The following is a 16,343-nucleotide window of genomic DNA, read 5'->3' on the forward strand; positions in this document are numbered from 1 at the left end:
CACACAAACGGCGACGGATTATCCAAAGTGTCCGAGGTAAAAGTTGCCTCAAACTCGGGGATAGTCATCGCTGGGATTGCCGGAATAGTGATCTCATCGAAGGTCGGGGCACTGGGCAGCGTCACCGCCGGAGCGGTCGGAATACTCACATCAACAAGCACCGGCATGTCCCCAGGATCCGTTATGACCACATCAACAGGCTCATCAACCGTTGCCCATGCAGGATCGGCAATCGAAAACGTGGGGATCGTAACGCTTGAAAACATCGGTGCCGCTATGATGCTCGGAGGCGTCGCACCATTTGCCGGCCAGTTTGCCGTATCGATATTGGCACCTGCCAAGGTGGGCCGAGCTGAGAAGTCAACCGCCCCAAAGGACGGCGTTTCAATACTGATCGCCTCCGTACTCGGTATTTCGAGGCCGCTCAAGACACCCTGCAACTCCTTGAGATACTCCTCCATGAGCTTATAGGCCTGATCAGCATAGCCGTTCACCTTGTCGATCTGCTCGGAGACAAGGGCGTTTGCCTCACTCTCACCGGTATAGATCGAGCCCGTCACCATCGGAATATCGACAAAATCACCATCACCGCTCATATCTCTTACCTCTGTTCTTCAATGGGTATTGGCCCGGAGATATCGTAGGCGAGACTACCATCACCCCCTGGGACAGAACCCAAGACAACCGCTGGCTCATCGCCGATTTGATAAAACCCGCAATACTTGCCGTTTACGTCCGTCTGCCCAACAACAATCCTTCCATCACTTGATACACCAAGAGCATTATTAAACGATGCCCCGATAACCAGTGGAAGCGTCTGAGCTACAGGATCGCTCTTCTTCCACACAAACCCTCTGACAATGCTTTGGTCAGTCAATTGCTGGGCATACCCTACTGTTACCTGACCATTTCTGGATGTTGCCCATGGTATTCGCCGGTATCCCTGGGTATCGAGTATGGTCATCGCCTGATTGGCAATATCATACCGAAAAGCCGAATAGATGTTGACCTGACCAACCACAAAATTGCCATCTGATGATATGGCAGTCGCCTCTCCTCCCTGTACGCCTGGACAAAACAACTCAGGCCCATGAGCATCAGCCCAATAATAGGGTTGGAGACTATAGGCCGGATGCTCAATCATGTACCAACTGTCAATAGTCCCCAGACCGCCAACAACGACCTTCCCGTCTCCTGAAATCCCATAACCATGGGTAGTCACATGAGGCGGAAATAGGTCTCGCAGAAACGCCCTGGCCCCAGTGTCGTGGTCCCAAATAAAGGCCGTTATAGTGTCGGTAACAGGAAGTCCAACAGCGCCAACAATAACCTTACCGTTGGCGGAGACTCCACGGCAGACACTTTCACCAGCACCCGATATGTCGCTTGCCAAGTCAAGTACCTTCATTCCGCGAGCCTCAGTCCATCGGTACGCCACTTGCCCTGTGCCAGCAGATGAGGCGCAACCACCAACGACAACCTTGCCATTTTCTGATATTGCCCTGGCCTCGCTTTGGGCATACCCAGAAAGAGTGCCAAGTAGCGTCCATCTCTTACTCCATGATTTCCACATGGCGGCTATTGCCATCCCATTGACCAAGCAGCTGCCGACGATGATCCGCCCATATCGTGATGCGTCTGCTTTCCTCTTCTTTGGTGCCACACCATAAAACGGTGAGGATATCGTCACCTTTGGGCAGCCAAATCGGATCTCCACCCTGATGCAGGTTCCATCTCGCAACAAGCGTTCGCCCCGATATTGCGACAGTTTTTGGAATGAGGCCATCCGTTCAATTTCCACGAGAAAGGCATCGGCCTCCCCGACATGCGTCACCGCCCGGAACTTGTCCCCAAGTAAAACTATTCGTTTAGGAATGTTGCGTAATGCCATGACTGCGCCTGATGATTCTGGCCATGATTGAGTCAACCGAGAAATCGGCACCGTTCTTGTTCGCTATCCGAAACGACCAATACCGTCCATGCAAGGCCCGGGTTACCGGAATCCTGACCCGTTGCTGACCGACAAAACGCGGCGTGATGGTCTTGGTCTCCGACTCCGCCGCCTCTTCCGGGAGCCCGTCGCTTGTCGTGACCGTTATCTGGCCATCGGCCTCAAACCCGAGATAAATGAACCTGAGCCTCTTGGGATGAGCGTCGCCAAAATCTGACAGCACCGGTTGAAAATAGGCGTCAATATCCACCCCCTCGTCACTGTTACCTCCCAGCACAAACAGTCCGCTATCATTGGCCACAATCTGTGTACCGTTGAAATTCACCATTGAATTAAAGTCATACCCGACGAACTGGGTTGTTGCGTTTCTGGTAACGAGATTAGTGGACAAAGAGAGCATTGGGTTACCTCTTAATTTATGCTGGTGCGGTCATGTCGCAACACACCTACTATGGTTGGACAGTGGCCTTTGCCGGTGAAGATCACGGCTGGAAAATCAACCGTCAAATCGTGATTGACAGTTGCTCTGCCCCCCAGATCAGTTATCAAGTTGATTAGAGCAAAGACAAGATCGCCAGTGTAATGAATCGAACCGGTCAAATCGGCCTTAATTGAAGGGAAACTGACATGTACCCCTCCCCGAACATCAAGACTTCCACTCATTGCAACGCTCAGTTGAGAGTGAAACAAAAACGACATATATGCCTGCGGAGCCGACAAGCACTCCCCCCCAAAGATCTGCCCGGGAAAACTGGCAGCCAGTTCTCCGCAGATAACAGGCAGGATCCCCATAGAGCATCCGAACATCGGCATGAACACCTCAACGCTTACCCCACACTGCATCGATATCGTAAAGATTGGACTCATCGCGGCAAGCGACATGACATGAGGGAGCAATGCCTTGAACTCCGGAGTGAATACAGGAAATGCGGCATCTAATGTTTCCCCACTATTCATGCCGACAGTGAACAAGGGGATGCTGACAGCGACCCCACCAATGTTGAGGGATGCCACAATTTCAACACCAAACAGGGGGAGCTCGATCGGGATTGGAGCTTCCACAATTTCCCCGGCAACCGACTTGGACGGTATCTCCACCCTCACGATATTGGCAACGGCATCAAACGCCCACACCATCAACGGATTAAGGTTTGCCACCCCAACCCCGTATTGATAGTCAGCGCCTTTTGAGACCAAGGGCGCGAAGCCCCCTGCCCCGGACATCGAATTTGTTTGGATGACATGGGCCTGACAGACCACTGACTCCAGATTGCCATATCCCGACACCGGCTCAGGGGGCATATACCCGGCGGTGGCCCTATTGTTCAGAGCCGGAAGTGTCTCGATAATTTGCCCGAATCCGGCACTACTGACTCCACCAAGACTTCCCAAAACAGGCAACCAGACAAGAGACGCATGGGACATCTCGCCCATGGCCAGCAGGACCCCACTGGTTCCCGATTCTGCGTGGTCACTGACCATCTCCTGCACCATGAACTTGAAGATCCCATCTGCCGACACGTCACAACATCCCCGAACCATGGCCTGATAGGTCTTGGTTTCGGCACAATCCCAAAGAATTCTGGCTCCGACTCCATTGAAGTTGCCATTGATCACAGGGTCATCACAATACGACAAGGCTACCGCGTATAGATCATCGTCCGTTGACTCCCTTGGTGGCATTGCCCCAAATAGCCACATCTCGGTATCAACCGAGTCGCCAGCATTATCGTATAATGGACTTCTCCCCATGGCAGAGATGTCATATCGCTTGCCAGCCTCCATGGTGAAGGTAAACCAATAGTGTTGCCCCAGGACAATTTCGACCGGGACAGGGACATTGAGATCGGCATCGTAATCCGCCACCCGCAAGGCAGAACAGACGCTTGATCCGGCTAATATGACTTGAGTTGCCAGCGTGAAAAATGACGCCCCTGAAAACTCAGCTCTGGCGTTTGGTAGCGCTATGAGAATCCCTGTCCCTTGCACTGTCACACCTTTCCGTAATGAACTTCACCTGGCTGATATCCCGCCGACAGCCCAACATCACCACCACTATAGAGCATGGCATAGACATACAAAGGGATGACGCCCAAGGATGACGCGTGAGTGTCACTCTTATGGACTTTGACGTCTTTCCCGCCAACCGAGGCCACATAGATTATCTCGCTCTCATAGCTGCGATAAATTCTCATCACCAGAGAGGGGTGCTGCGTGGCAAATAAGGTCTCCTTAATGACACCCGCCTCGAAGACGTGAACGCCACCTTGATCAACCATAATTCCATGACGAAATTGGCTGATGTTATGATTGTCGCAACCTTCGGGGCCAACCGCATACAACGCGCCATAAACCCCTGCCCCAAGGGTATAAGCGATATGCTGGCCAACATTCAGCGGCAGAATACTCCTAGCGCTGGAGTTCCACCCCACGTTCATTGAAGAGACAATTTGCTCCTTGATTGGAGCGCAGCCTATTACCGCTGGCTTCCCAGGGACCGCTGGATAACAGGTTTCAGTGGTAACCGTCCTGGATCGCAACTCCATAATCCCACCCATGTAGACATACCGGCTATTTGCGGCCTCATAGCCATTGCCCATAATAAAGGGATTGTCTTGTTCGACCGCGACATACGTCCCAGGCGTGGTAAGGACCCACACCTTCTGGGTGGAAGTTGTGGATGAGCAGTATGCAGGGACTCCGGGACTACCCGGTGACGACGGGGTCCCAGGATCGCCAGGGATGATGGCCGTGGTCAAATCCTTTACCAGCTTCATTGGCTCCCCTTAGACCTGTTCAGATTGACCACGATAGTTCGTCCAGAACTCCGCATCTGGAACGGCAAATAGTATCTTTTTGATTCTGATGATTATGTCGGTATCGATGGAGAGCACCAATCTTTTGATCCCATTTGGTGGCATCTGGTTATGAACCCATCCGCCATTTTCCCAAACGAGGTCATATTTAATGTCCCAAGTGTATTCACCGAGGGGGAATGGATACGGGAGTTGGAGGTCCGCTGAGTTGTAGGCGTAATAATAGGTCTGGGTAACAGGGATATTGCCATTGACTACGGGGCCGCATTGCATCTTCATTTCCAGCCAATTTGCACTCCCCCCGTGTGGGTCAACTCGTGACTCCACCACATCAAAGACAATCCTGACACCAGACGCGGTTTCATAGGGGAGCGATGGATAGTTCCAGCTGAAATACAGATCCGTCAGGTTGTCCCGATTCGAGGTCCAGGTGTCATTGATCCAGCTATTCCTTTGCGGTATCCAATAAGTAGGGCCTGTCTTATCAATCCATTTCAAGGCTGTCATTTGGCGCTCCTCTCGCTAGACCATCTTGACGCCATCAACTTCCTGGCATGCCGATGGCGAAGTAATCAATCCTCTGTTCCTGACTTGCTACCAGCGTCGTGGAGGCGAGAAGCAGATCGGCATTTACGACACCAACAGAACCCTGCAACCGAATAGCCGTGGTGCTCAAGCCGCCGGAATCAGCGCTATCAATCCAGCGATAGAAGGTGGCACTGCCGGAGGCCAGGTTTGTCCCCTTCCAGACCTCGTTTGAGTTTTTCTGCAGGATGCCGCCCACAGGAGACAAGTTAAACGTCAACCTCTGGGTTGGCAGGATCCCATTTGGGGTTATCTTGCAAAGAAGTGTCGCCGAACCCAATGAATCATCAGCAGACGCCGGCTCTGTCCCTGCATAAATCCGAATCTCTGAATTAAGACCGGACAACAGAGAACTCAGGCAGTTTGTCCCAAGTAATTCGTTTCTCAAACCTGTACTGATCTTAAACATGGTCAGTGCCCCCCCAATGGTTGGTGTTAATCCAATGCGGCAACCAAGTCGCCGGCATTGAAGGTTAATATGGCACTGGCCGTCAAAGCCTTCGGCACGACCATCTCCCCGATGAAGAGACAATTCCCGGCGGTCGCCGAGTCCCAAAGCCCTATGTGACTGACGCTATAGCCACTACTGTTTTCATCAACCAGCCAGGAGACAACAGCATCCGTCACAATAGACCCGTTACTGGCATCGCCAAAGGTGACGAACTTTCGCACATAGTTAGCGTCAATGATCGCGGTCACTTCCGCCGTAGCGCCATCCTCGGTCGGGTCTCCGGTGTGAAGTGAGACATATAGATCAGTCGGTCTGATAGGTGTTGCCGATGGATTGAGCAGCCAGTTCAGCAAGAGATTTTCTGCATAGTTTGATAGGGACATTGTATTTTTCCTTATTGTAATGGTTGTGAAATCTCGAAAAATTCGATCTCCATTGGGACTCCTGTTGAAACGTCAAGATGAGACACTCTCAGATCACCAGTTCCCATCACCACTATCGACCCATCGAAACGAACCGCTGTTGTACTGGCTCCAATCCCCAAGGCGTTATCGTAGAATCTGAACCATCCAAGATTCCCACTAGCGACAGGGTTTCCCTTCCATGTTTCAAAGTTCGACTTCTCCAACAGTTGTGTCGAACCAAGCATGAAGTTTAGCCCGCCACTTGCAATTCCAGGGGTAAAGAGAACCCCGCCATTGGAAATCTCACAAAGCAGGGTCCCCGTCTCCGTCGCATTGGCATCATCAGGTTGCCCACCAGAAAAAAGCCTCAAGACCCCATACCGAAAGGCATCGGCAAAACTTTTGCCGTTTGGTCGCAAGAGCATAGTCGCAAGTCCGGCACTTAATCGTATCATTGGCTTCGACCTCTAATTGGCAGGCATAGAAATTGTCACACCGTCAACCGTTGTTGTGACTCCAGACACCAAATTTGTTGACGACAACTTGAGCTGGCCACCCGATGTGGCAGCAGAACCATCAAACCGGATCGCTGTAGTGGTCAGCCCCGTAGTCTTGTTGTTGTCATAGAATCTGAACCATCCGGCCACACCGCTGTTGATGTTGACTCCAGACCAGGTCTCACCGATATTTTTGCCGATTACACCTGCCGAGGCCTGTCCAAAATTGATCCCGTTGGTCACGCTGGCTCCGGTGACATGAGCCAATGAATTTAAGCTAATTTCACACAGCAAGGTCCCGGTCTCCCCAGCGTCAGCACTAGCAGGCTGAGATCCGGTATAAAGCCGAATGACACCATTTCTAAAGATCCCAGCAATCGACCCACCAGAAGAGGCAATTACTGTGACTGTCGCCCCTGATGCCATGTCCACTAAGTCTCCAACAACGTCGATGTAATTGATCCCTTTGCCGACAATAACGCCTGACCTCAAGTGATTGACATGACTACCGGCCAGCGAGATCGAATCTCCGACAACCAATGTCGAGGGGAAAGTGGCAAAGTTTGTCACATCGGTGACCCTGGTCGAATCACCTCCACCTGCCCCAACAGCAACAGATATGGTGGTCGTTGAAATGATGGTGTGCACCTTGGTTGATGTGCGAAGAAGGGCATTTTGTAACCCTGTGCTCAGTCGTAGCATTGTGTCTCTCCTTAAAATATGGTGTGAATGAAGTTATATCCTCGAAGTAGCCCCGCCCCGTTTATCCCGGCATCAGGATAAACGACCTTATCGCGGGTCAGGTTTCTGAACTGCCCTGTGGGCGTACCAAGACATGCCCCCTTGGATGATGCCCACAAGGCGCATAATCCTGGCTCCTGCAGCCCTATTTCAAGACCATCAACAAGGTCGATAGCCACACTCCATTCAATGGCCGGGTATGGTGCCACCATGAGCAAAGCGAACTCTTCCGGCCTTAACCCTGACATGAAATAGGTCGCCTTCTCAGTCGAGATGAAGAGCCCCTGGGCCACCGGCTTCATCATGATGACCCGTGATTCGAGCGGGATAATGTTTCGAGCCAGGTCATAGTGAGAAAACGCAAACGGCTCGCTGAACACAATAGCAGTGCCCGAACTGAGGAAGATGCGCCCGAGGTGAAAGGCGATATGCTCACCGGCAATCGGCCCAATAAACGTACGATTCCCCGTATCAGGCAGCGTCGTGGTCATGGCCCAAACATGGTCATTGCCATTAAAGACAACCCCAAGCTGACTTCCGTTGACGTAGTAGGTCTGATCGTTGACTTGGGCATAGTCCACCCGAGCATCAACCATTCCAGTACGGATTACCGTGCGCACGTAGTCCGGCTCCAAGATGCACAGCTCGTCCCCAGCGACAAAGAGACATGCACCGCCATCGCAGAACAGGCTATGGCTTGCGCCACTGAAGATACTGGCAAATCCATCCCGCCTGCTCACCCTCCCGGTACGATCGACCACGACGTTGACCGCGACTGTAAGGTCCGAAACCCCGGTTTCTGGATCAAAGGGAGCCCTGACCGGATCAACAACGGTGTTCAGCCCAGTCGAACCACGAAAAAGTGTCTTGTCCTCGCTCATAAGAACTCCCCCCGCACCACCGGCGGTTCGCGTCGTGACACGCCAAGATCCTCGACGTAGCATGGCAATCCGTTTTCAAGGGCATCGATGAACAGAGTCATGTAATGGTCGGTGTTCACCTTTTTGCCTTCAATTCCGTCTTCGATCTTGTCAAACAGCTTCCATGCCGCATAGTTGGTAAGCATGTCGTGAAACTGGAGAGGCAGGCCATCGGGTTCGTCGGTATCTGCCACCAAGGAAGCAGGCTTGCGGTAGTACCAAAGAGTCAGGTCCTGAGCCGTTGTCGGCACGAAGTGAATCCTGAGATTATTCCCCAACATGGCAACAGCCTTGACGTTGCCCGCCTCACTCTTCACCGCGCCCAAGCACATGCGATAAAGGCTTGCTGTTGTTGAAAAGACAATGACATCACGCTCTATGGAGTCGTTGTGCACCTTGAACAACTCACGATGATAGTCAACCGGTAGTGCCACGGTGTTCTCATCCGCCGTGGTCGACACCGTGCTGGTGGTCTCCAGCCCAGGCAAGAGCACCTTTGCCGAGATCACATCCATGGCCTTATTGATCAAGGCCAAGATCATGTCCTCGTCATAGGCGTCATCCTGAATCACATCCTGAACCTCTTCGATCAAGTCAATGGCGGTAGACATTATCCTGGCCTCTCTTGCTTGTTACTGTTCGCTGGTCGAGACGGTGCCTGTACCTCCAGGCACGTCCACGGTCTCTGATTCCTGCTGCAGCTCGGCAAACGCCTGGTCATAGAGCTCAGCTGCCACCCTGCCGCCACACATCTTATTGAGCACGGCCTTGCTCGGCATGCCCGAGGTGGTAAAGTTTGCGTCATCGTTACTTGAGAGCATCTCTTTCATGGCATTTTTAACCATCTCAAGGGTGATATTCTCGTCAAACCTGGCCGGTCCCCTCGCCGCATTAACACCAAAGGTCTTGGCTTGATCTGAAGAAATGCAGCCAGCTTCAAGAGCGGCATTATGGAGGAATTCCGGCAATTCCCGCCAATCATGGCCAACAAGGGCAACGTGCCCCGATGGATCGGTGATCCGTCGTACTTTTTCGTCTCGTGATCTAAACTTCATGGAGATATCCTCCTCTGTGGGTAAGAGTAGTGGCCCCTACTTGCGCATGCTTTCAGAGCCTTGTGGTAAACCTAATGGTCTTTTTATCCCTGGCTGAACTCAGTCTTGCCTGACTTAACGTACATAACGACCAAGCGAGCTTTGCCCGCGCTTGGCGCTGCCCCGCCACCCGTCCAGGTGATGCCGACATCCACCATGGCATCCTCTTCCTGGCATAGGCCGGTAAGGGGGAACGAGCCCACGGCATGGACGTTGAATCCGGATCCGTACTTTCCGGTACTGGTGGAGATGCCAACGCTGATGACATCAGTTAAGCCGGAGTTGAAGGCCTGATCGATGCGGACAGCGCCACCGACAACGATGGCCCCAATCGGCAGCTCGACGGCGGCAGCAAATACGCCTGAGGTCAAATCGGCGTAAGTAAACTCTACGATGGCGCAGCCAACATCCTGGCGGCCGGAATCTTTCTTAATGGTCATGATGGTTCTCCCTATGAAATCGAGGTGAATGGCTTGGTGCCATACTCAGGCACGCCGCCAATATCGCTTACGGCAAGTAGTGGTCGATGGCGATAACGCCAAAGTCCTCAACACCCTTATCGTAGATGGAGTGAAACTTGGGTTTGACCAGGCCGAACATCTTGTCCACGTTGATGCCTTGGCGAGAGTCGTAATCAAACTTCTTCTCGCACCACTCCGGGGTGCCGATGTCTGCCAGACCAAGGGCCTGAGCCCCACACAACAATGACCGGGTGCCGTCGATGGCGCCCAGTGCTCCCCATTTTGATCCAGAGGCCGCGCCCTTGGTGCTATAGACCAGCCGATGCTCGTGGAAGACGATACCGTCCACGGTGACAGCGGTGCCAGAGAACCAGGGATTGTTGGTGTCCCGGGGCAAAGCGGTAATAACCGCACGCTGGTAGTCAGCATCCTTCTTTAACTCAGCTAAGGTGCCGGGCTTGACCAGCATGACGTAATACTCCCGCCCTCCCGACATCAATGGCTTGACATAGTGATCCTTGGCGTAAGCTGCCACGTCCACGATCATCTTGTAGTTGGGCAGGAATGAATTGGTGATCGTGGTCGTATCACCCGCAACCAAGGCCGATCCGGTCCAGTTCAAGTGCCGGTTAGCAGTCGGTGCCGAAACATCAGCCGCAAAAGCAAGCCCAGGGAACGGAGACTTGATGCGGGCCGAACCGTCATTGTTGAAGGCGTAAGAGATGCCAGACAGGGTCAGGAACGCCAACTGATCAACCCGGTTTGCCAGCCAGTAAGCCAAGCGTTCCTTGGCCTGCTCACGGAATTTGATGACGGTCTTCTGGTCGGCGAGCTTGCCCTTGTTGCCGACGCTGTGGGTGATGAGGTCGATGCCAATCGTCTCGTTGTACGACTGCATCGACTCCTCATTGCCCTCACGCTGGTTGTCGCCGATAACACCGTCCTCGATCAGATCGGCCACCAGGAACATGAGGACCTGCTCGCCCTTTTCAGTCTTGGTCAACTCGGTGACACGCTGGATCATCGAGCCATCTCCTGAGCCTACGAATTTCTTGATAAACATCTGGTCCCGGGCCGCGTTCCAGACGTCGGTAGACCAAACAACCTTTTGCTGCGGAGTCAGATCCGCAAAATTAGTCAAAGCCATGCCAGTAGTCCTCGAATGAGAGTTGTAAGACCCCACACCACGCGGGATCCAAAACGCTCCCGGATAACGCACCGGAAATTGCGAGAACGACCTTTGATGTCGGGTGATCGAAACCCGGTCAGACTATCGCGCTGACATGGCGAGACTCGCTTGGTAAGGGAAGCGGCCCCTGGCATCCTGCTCACCATCCCCTTGCCAATGGAGGATAGGGCCAGTCTTTCCTGGTTGTCAGGGCAGCTTTCTTAGATAACGTCCCCGCGTAATCGCTTCCGTTCTGCTATTGGCAATGCCGCTATCTCTTCTGCGGTCATCTGCAGCGGATTCATAACCGTATCGACTGTCGCCCTGTTGCCAGATCCCATCCGGGCGGTGGGAGGCGGTTGCCGGTTGGCGGCATCGGCATTACGGGCCATTGAGGTCTGCTTCCTGCTCTCCGCATTCTCTTCCTCGGTTGCTTTTAATGCCGGCTTATGGCCATATAAAGTGGCGATGCGGCTTGCAGCCTTGGCGATAGCCTCAGGCCTGGGGACACCGGCGTTCTGGTAAACATCACGCAAGGCAATGACCTCAGACATGGCCTCATCGTTGTCTTTAAGGAAGGGGAAATCATCCAGGGCCTTGTTAGCCGCTTCCAAGGCAACATCCGCCAGAACCTTGGCCTCCTTCTCAGCTTCCTTAGCCGCAAGCCTGGCCTCGGCACGTCTTTCGGCCTCCACCAAGAGGGCCTCATCGATCTCCTGGTCAATCTGGGCCACCAACTCGGTGTCACCATCCATCATCGCCTCTGCCCGTTCCTTGCGCTTGGCCTTGAAATCAAAGGGGGTCTGCTCTTGCTGTTGCCCATGAGTCTGATCCGGCTTGCCCTCAGTCGACTTCAACTTGCTCAACTCGGCCTCGGCGGCCTTCATCCGTTCGTTGACCTCATCAAACCGGGCTTTGGGGATCCGGACCTTGCCCTCCTCCTCATCGAGCAAGTTTTTCAGCTCTTCCTCGGTGAATTGATCTCCTGTGTCATCCTGGCCGGCTTCGCCCTCATCGTGGCCGGTATTATCGCTGGATATGGACAGCTCAGGCTCATCGCCCTCAACGATATCACCGCGATCTATGGCCTTTTGGTCGACGCTTTGGGTATCGATATCGCTCCCCTGATCATCCTGGCCATCAACAAATTCTGTTACGCCTGGACTATTGCCATTACTCTTGAAACTCATGATTCTGCCCTCCTGTATGGTGGTGGTTAAACCGGGACATCGAGGTCTGCCCCGACCTTTTTCATTTCCTGAAGCTTAAAAGCCATCAGCTTACGTACCTTGGCCATCAAGCCATCGTCCGCCTTGATCTCCTTGGCCCTGAGCAAGGTCCGTAAGGCATCCTCGACTTCCCAATCCTCATTGGGCCTTGACACTCCAAGTGTGTTCTTTTTCGCCTTAGCCATTCTGTTTGCCCTTGATGTTATTGGTTACTGGTTGTGCTCCATCGTTTTCTGGTGTCTCTATCCCTCTCTCCATGCCGACTTCAGGGTTAGCCGGCGTCAATGGGTTGCTATGAGAAATTGGGGCAGCCCCAGGCATGGCGGATGCCATGTCGGAATCCTGGGGTGCCCCCTGTTCGCCGGGAGAAGGAGGGGGGAACCCGGCGGAACTCTGTGGTGCCGCGATAATCGGCGGCTGATCTTGATCTTCGAACCCGGCTGACTTGAGCAATTGATCGGCTACCGGTGCGGTCTGCGGTGTCGTGGCAATGACCATGGCTGACTGCATGGCGGAATACTGGGCCTCGACACTCTTGGCCACGGCCTCAACCTTGGTCTTGAGGGCCTGGGCTTCGAGAAGGGCCTGCTTCGCCTCGGTGAGCGGGTCGCCCTGATTGGCAGCCGCCTCATCCATGGCCTTGATGATCTCGTTCTTCTTCGACAGTGAAGACTGGGCCAGGATGAACTTGTCGGGGATGGCGATCCCCTTGTCACGCATCTCAACGGCCTGCATGAACTGGTTATCCTGGAACGTCGCTTGAGTCGGAACATCGGTGACCACAACATCGTAGGTACCAACGGTCAGATCGTTGAGCACCGTACCGGTGGTTTGGTCCGGCTGATTGACGTCCAGGGCGTAGTGAGTCACCTGGGACGGATCGGAGTCGTCAGTGATGACAATGGTCCTGGGCTCGGTGTAGTAGTCCTGGATCAACTCAATGAGCTTCTCCGCCACCAGATGACGGGTCCGGGCCAGATTGTCCATTGGTCCGCCAAGCTGGGATTGCCCCTGATACTGCTTGGACTGAATAGCCACCCCGGACACCTCGGGACCGTTAAGCCCCTGCATGGCGTCAGAGATCCCGGATATGGTCTTGATGGCCAGGTCAGCCTTGTCGGCAATACGGTCGATCCCTTGGGGCACATCGTTGGGCTTGATTTTCTGCGGTGGGTTGCTGCCCTTTTTGTGCTCAATAACGAGCCCGGTCTTGCTGCCGACTTCCTCCAGATCACGTGGGGTCATATTGACCAAGGTGTTCTCTTCAACCGTCCAACCGCTATTGGCTGAAGTGTTGGTGATGTGCAGGTATTGGCTGGTGGTCTTGTTGAGCAACTCCTGGGGACTGATGGCGTTGTCCACCATGCCCCGTGTCTTGCCGCGCCTGAAGTAGGGGAAGTACGGAATTATAGTGAACGATCGATACGGGCTCCAATCGTCATGGAGCACCACGTCCGAGGTGGTCACAGTCCAACGGATCCGCTTGACCATCCGCCGGGTGATCGTCGCGCCTTGGGCCTGCAGCTCGGCAATGGCCTCGGGGGTGATCGTATCTTGCAGCGGGATAATCTCGCCGGTGGTCGCGTACACTGCTACCTTGGCCATGGCGTAAATGCGATGCTGGCGATCGATAACCGGAATTCGATGGATGCGATCCTCCTCCGCGTCGAAGTTGTAGTCGGTGTTGATGGCATTATCACCGAACCGGTTGCGGTCCTGCAGGTCGTCAGCGCCAAGGGCAGTGGTGGAGCTTGCCGTCTGCACCACGCGATCAGCCAACTCCTGCCCGTAGACCTGGGCGATATCGTCAACAGTCATGTAACGAAAGACCGTGACGTCAGCCCAACCGGACGGGTCGTAGCTGTTGGCGTCCGGATCAGGGAGCACGTCGAGCGGATCCGGGACCTCCATCTCGATATTGCCCTGCATATTGTCATCAAACCCAACCCGGACGTCGTAGAACCCGCGTTGCTGGATCATGCCGTCGCTGAACACCTGGGTCTCGTGCCAGGGGAACTTGATGGAATCGCAGACCTGCATGGTGACCTTGGACAGGATGTCGCTCATGTCCTGCTTTAGTTCCGATGCCCCACGAGGCTTAAAGGAGATGTCTACACGGCTCTTGAGCTGCATCCCGATTGCAGTGTTGACCGCCGGGAACACGCCGTTGATCTCCAGGCACGGCCGACCAGTGCCTTCCACCAACTTACGATCCTCGGCCGACCACTGCAATCCGCCCCCTAAGTACACGTCCTCGCACCGTCTGGCCTGCCTGACATAGAGGCGATGGCCACGATCCTTGACGTACTGGTAGCGTTGCCAGTTCTGTGTAGCGATCTGAGCTTCGGACTGCTTGCTTTCCTCAGGTTTTGCCATAACCGGGCACCTTTTCCTTACTGGGCCATATGCGAGAGCCCTGCTCCCGCGCCGTTTGCTGCTATCTTTTTCAGACGATCACGCCACGAAGGCGGCTGATAGACTCTGCTGTTGGTCGTGGCCACCTCAGCCCCTGACATCACCAGATACCGGGTACTGTCCATCAGATGATCGAACTCCTTGACCACCCGGCCCTTATCGTCTCTCCGATAGATGCGATACTCCTCAAGCAGTGGCCCAAGAGAGCGAAACACCCGAATCCGGCCTTCACTCAAGCCGGTATAGACCTTGTGGATTCCAGCCTCGACCGCGTTAAGGGCAGGGGTGAGTTCCAGGCCTGAGTCGCTATACTCTTCAATGAGTTTGCTGCCGTCTTTTTGGGACCGGCCACGACTTGCGGGATCGATCACGCCCGGGATCCAGTCCCCCTTGGCCTTGACGGCGGCGGCATGGACTGCCGGCTCGGTCTGGCCCCGCTTGTAACAGGCGTAGAGGAACAAGGTGCCGTTATCCCGATCCCACGCGCCCCAGGTCGCTGCGGTATTGTTCCATCCCACGTCCAGCCCGTAGGCCCTTGGCCAGTGCACCGGGATCTCAAAGTCAGGGACCACGATATCCTCTTCCGGGATTGGGTAGATGGCCCCGGCCCCCAACTGCGGCACACCCTTGGACCGCGCCAGGCGTTGGTGAGGCGGACAGGCTGCCAGCAGCGCCGACTTCTCCGCCTCGCTTAAATGCGGTGCATCGTCCCAACCCGCCATGATGATGTACTTGTCACCCATCACCTCCTGGCCTTCGGGAACTCGGCCACCGGGCAGAAACGAGAGCACTATGGGTGTGAGCCCCATCAAGGGAGTGAAGGTGAGAATCACTCGGCCAGCCCCGTTACCCTCCATGGTGTCCATGGTCCGAAGCAGACACTCGGTGTAGATGTCCTGCGGGCACTCCTCATCGAGCCAGACAAAGTCTTGATGGGTGCCCTGAAACGATCTGCGGCCCTGGTCATAGCTCTTGAACACCAGCGATGAGATGCCGCCTGATATGTGGCGGACCTGCACCACTTCAATGGCATCCGGGACCGAACCGGCCTTCGCCTTGGTACTGACAATCAGTTCGCCCGGGATCATGCCGGTGCCGTACATCCCAGGCGTCCCGAGCAACTTCAACTGACCGATGTCACGAACTGTCTGGGTGGTGTCGCCTGCGGCCCAGGCCCGAACCGGATTGGTAAACCGCACGCCCTGCCACCATTCGGGATAGATGCCGGTGAGGTGGCAGACCGTCTCATAGGCCCCGAGCTCCGACTTGCCGATCCGGTTGCCGGCAATGATGGCCCGCTCTCTAAACTCAAGCCCTGCAGCAAAGAATCGGGTGTGAACGTGGTAAAGCTCACGGCGTAACGGTCCGGCGTCGGGATAATATTGCTCAATCCGCCGATACGCGGACCGGCGTTCCAGCTCCGCGATAATTTGGGCTCCCAACTTGGACGACACTGCGGTTGCCATTACGTTGTTGTCTCCTCGACCATGACCAGGGCGGCACCAAACAGCTTTCGGCTGTGTTTTGCGGCGAAAGCTCGAAGCTCCTGGGTGGACATGGACATCAGGTCCTCTGGCAAATTGGGCTTAGCGTCCGGCTCTTCATCGATGC

General features: G+C 54.5%; 19 protein-coding genes. All 19 read right to left on the minus strand.

Annotated elements, in window-relative coordinates; genetic code table 11:
* Positions 1–596 (minus strand): hypothetical protein (locus tag FP815_10305; GenBank protein MBA3015326.1); only part of this gene is annotated, 596 nt, incomplete at its 3' end.
* Between the two features lie 5 nt (positions 597–601).
* Positions 602–1,891, minus strand: coding sequence for a hypothetical protein (locus FP815_10310; GenBank protein ID MBA3015327.1), 1,290 nt, complete (start codon positions 1,889–1,891; stop codon positions 602–604).
* Complete coding sequence (locus FP815_10315) at positions 1,869–2,351, minus strand: hypothetical protein (protein MBA3015328.1); 483 nt, start codon at positions 2,349–2,351, stop codon at positions 1,869–1,871. Before FP815_10315 ends, FP815_10310 begins: the two co-directional genes overlap by 23 nt.
* An 11-nt stretch (positions 2,352–2,362) precedes the next feature.
* A complete protein-coding gene (locus FP815_10320; protein MBA3015329.1) occupies positions 2,363–3,946 on the minus strand; it encodes a hypothetical protein in 1,584 nt (527 codons plus the stop codon).
* Complete coding sequence (locus FP815_10325) at positions 3,943–4,728, minus strand: hypothetical protein (GenBank protein ID MBA3015330.1); 786 nt, start codon at positions 4,726–4,728, stop codon at positions 3,943–3,945. The genes FP815_10320 and FP815_10325 overlap by 4 nt, the downstream gene beginning before the upstream one ends.
* Before the next feature lie 9 nt (positions 4,729–4,737).
* The gene (locus FP815_10330) at positions 4,738–5,274 is read right to left on the minus strand and encodes a hypothetical protein (protein MBA3015331.1); all 537 of its coding nucleotides are present in this window, start codon (positions 5,272–5,274) and stop codon (positions 4,738–4,740) included.
* Positions 5,275–5,308: 34 nt separating this feature from the next.
* Complete coding sequence (locus FP815_10335; protein MBA3015332.1) at positions 5,309–5,761, minus strand: hypothetical protein; 453 nt, start codon at positions 5,759–5,761, stop codon at positions 5,309–5,311.
* Between the two features lie 26 nt (positions 5,762–5,787).
* Entirely contained in the window at positions 5,788–6,186 is a 399-nt protein-coding gene (locus tag FP815_10340) for a hypothetical protein (GenBank protein ID MBA3015333.1), read from the minus strand.
* Positions 6,187–6,197: 11 nt separating this feature from the next.
* Positions 6,198–6,662, minus strand: coding sequence for a hypothetical protein (locus FP815_10345; protein ID MBA3015334.1), 465 nt, complete (start codon positions 6,660–6,662; stop codon positions 6,198–6,200).
* 12 nt (positions 6,663–6,674) lie between these two features.
* The gene (locus tag FP815_10350; GenBank protein MBA3015335.1) at positions 6,675–7,406 is read right to left on the minus strand and encodes a hypothetical protein; all 732 of its coding nucleotides are present in this window, start codon (positions 7,404–7,406) and stop codon (positions 6,675–6,677) included.
* An 11-nt stretch (positions 7,407–7,417) separates the two neighbouring features.
* On the minus strand, positions 7,418–8,326 hold the full coding sequence (locus tag FP815_10355; protein MBA3015336.1) for a hypothetical protein: 909 nt from the start codon (positions 8,324–8,326) through the stop codon (positions 7,418–7,420).
* Entirely contained in the window at positions 8,323–8,976 is a 654-nt protein-coding gene (locus FP815_10360) for a hypothetical protein (protein MBA3015337.1), read from the minus strand. The genes FP815_10355 and FP815_10360 overlap by 4 nt, the downstream gene beginning before the upstream one ends.
* A 21-nt stretch (positions 8,977–8,997) precedes the next feature.
* A complete protein-coding gene (locus FP815_10365) occupies positions 8,998–9,420 on the minus strand; it encodes a hypothetical protein (GenBank protein MBA3015338.1) in 423 nt (140 codons plus the stop codon).
* A gap of 83 nt (positions 9,421–9,503) precedes the next feature.
* Positions 9,504–9,899 (minus strand): hypothetical protein, encoded by a 396-nt coding sequence (locus FP815_10370; GenBank protein MBA3015339.1) that lies wholly within the window; start codon positions 9,897–9,899, stop codon positions 9,504–9,506.
* A gap of 67 nt (positions 9,900–9,966) precedes the next feature.
* The gene (locus FP815_10375; GenBank protein ID MBA3015340.1) at positions 9,967–11,067 is read right to left on the minus strand and encodes a N4-gp56 family major capsid protein; all 1,101 of its coding nucleotides are present in this window, start codon (positions 11,065–11,067) and stop codon (positions 9,967–9,969) included.
* A gap of 242 nt (positions 11,068–11,309) precedes the next feature.
* Positions 11,310–12,278, minus strand: a complete 969-nt coding sequence (locus FP815_10380; GenBank protein MBA3015341.1) for a hypothetical protein — start codon at positions 12,276–12,278, stop codon at positions 11,310–11,312.
* A gap of 26 nt (positions 12,279–12,304) precedes the next feature.
* Positions 12,305–12,502: a DUF2604 domain-containing protein gene (locus tag FP815_10385; protein ID MBA3015342.1), complete on the minus strand. Its 198-nt coding sequence runs from the start codon at positions 12,500–12,502 to the stop codon at positions 12,305–12,307.
* On the minus strand, positions 12,495–14,693 hold the full coding sequence (locus FP815_10390; GenBank protein MBA3015343.1) for a genomic island protein: 2,199 nt from the start codon (positions 14,691–14,693) through the stop codon (positions 12,495–12,497). Before FP815_10390 ends, FP815_10385 begins: the two co-directional genes overlap by 8 nt.
* 17 nt (positions 14,694–14,710) lie before the next feature.
* Entirely contained in the window at positions 14,711–16,198 is a 1,488-nt protein-coding gene (locus tag FP815_10395) for a hypothetical protein (protein MBA3015344.1), read from the minus strand.
* Positions 16,199–16,343 lie beyond the last annotated feature (145 nt).

This window comes from Desulfobulbaceae bacterium, assembly GCA_013792005.1.
Classification (GTDB): domain Bacteria; phylum Desulfobacterota; class Desulfobulbia; order Desulfobulbales; family VMSU01; genus VMSU01.

What these genes read in the sequence shown, in the direction of transcription:
- FP815_10310 (MBA3015327.1), bottom strand. Translation starts at nt 1,891, where the DNA reads ATGGCATTACGCAACATTCCTAAACGAATAGTTTTACTTGGGGACAAG.
- FP815_10315 (MBA3015328.1), bottom strand. Translation starts at nt 2,351, where the DNA reads ATGCTCTCTTTGTCCACTAATCTCGTTACCAGAAACGCAACAACCCAG.
- FP815_10325 (MBA3015330.1), bottom strand. Translation starts at nt 4,728, where the DNA reads ATGAAGCTGGTAAAGGATTTGACCACGGCCATCATCCCTGGCGATCCT.
- FP815_10330 (MBA3015331.1), bottom strand. Translation starts at nt 5,274, where the DNA reads ATGACAGCCTTGAAATGGATTGATAAGACAGGCCCTACTTATTGGATA.
- FP815_10335 (MBA3015332.1), bottom strand. Translation starts at nt 5,761, where the DNA reads ATGTTTAAGATCAGTACAGGTTTGAGAAACGAATTACTTGGGACAAAC.
- FP815_10340 (MBA3015333.1), bottom strand. Translation starts at nt 6,186, where the DNA reads ATGTCCCTATCAAACTATGCAGAAAATCTCTTGCTGAACTGGCTGCTC.
- FP815_10345 (MBA3015334.1), bottom strand. Translation starts at nt 6,662, where the DNA reads ATGATACGATTAAGTGCCGGACTTGCGACTATGCTCTTGCGACCAAAC.
- FP815_10350 (MBA3015335.1), bottom strand. Translation starts at nt 7,406, where the DNA reads ATGCTACGACTGAGCACAGGGTTACAAAATGCCCTTCTTCGCACATCA.
- FP815_10355 (MBA3015336.1), bottom strand. Translation starts at nt 8,326, where the DNA reads ATGAGCGAGGACAAGACACTTTTTCGTGGTTCGACTGGGCTGAACACC.
- FP815_10360 (MBA3015337.1), bottom strand. Translation starts at nt 8,976, where the DNA reads ATGTCTACCGCCATTGACTTGATCGAAGAGGTTCAGGATGTGATTCAG.
- FP815_10365 (MBA3015338.1), bottom strand. Translation starts at nt 9,420, where the DNA reads ATGAAGTTTAGATCACGAGACGAAAAAGTACGACGGATCACCGATCCA.
- FP815_10370 (MBA3015339.1), bottom strand. Translation starts at nt 9,899, where the DNA reads ATGACCATTAAGAAAGATTCCGGCCGCCAGGATGTTGGCTGCGCCATC.
- FP815_10375 (MBA3015340.1), bottom strand. Translation starts at nt 11,067, where the DNA reads ATGGCTTTGACTAATTTTGCGGATCTGACTCCGCAGCAAAAGGTTGTT.
- FP815_10380 (MBA3015341.1), bottom strand. Translation starts at nt 12,278, where the DNA reads ATGAGTTTCAAGAGTAATGGCAATAGTCCAGGCGTAACAGAATTTGTT.
- FP815_10385 (MBA3015342.1), bottom strand. Translation starts at nt 12,502, where the DNA reads ATGGCTAAGGCGAAAAAGAACACACTTGGAGTGTCAAGGCCCAATGAG.
- FP815_10390 (MBA3015343.1), bottom strand. Translation starts at nt 14,693, where the DNA reads ATGGCAAAACCTGAGGAAAGCAAGCAGTCCGAAGCTCAGATCGCTACA.
- FP815_10395 (MBA3015344.1), bottom strand. Translation starts at nt 16,198, where the DNA reads ATGGCAACCGCAGTGTCGTCCAAGTTGGGAGCCCAAATTATCGCGGAG.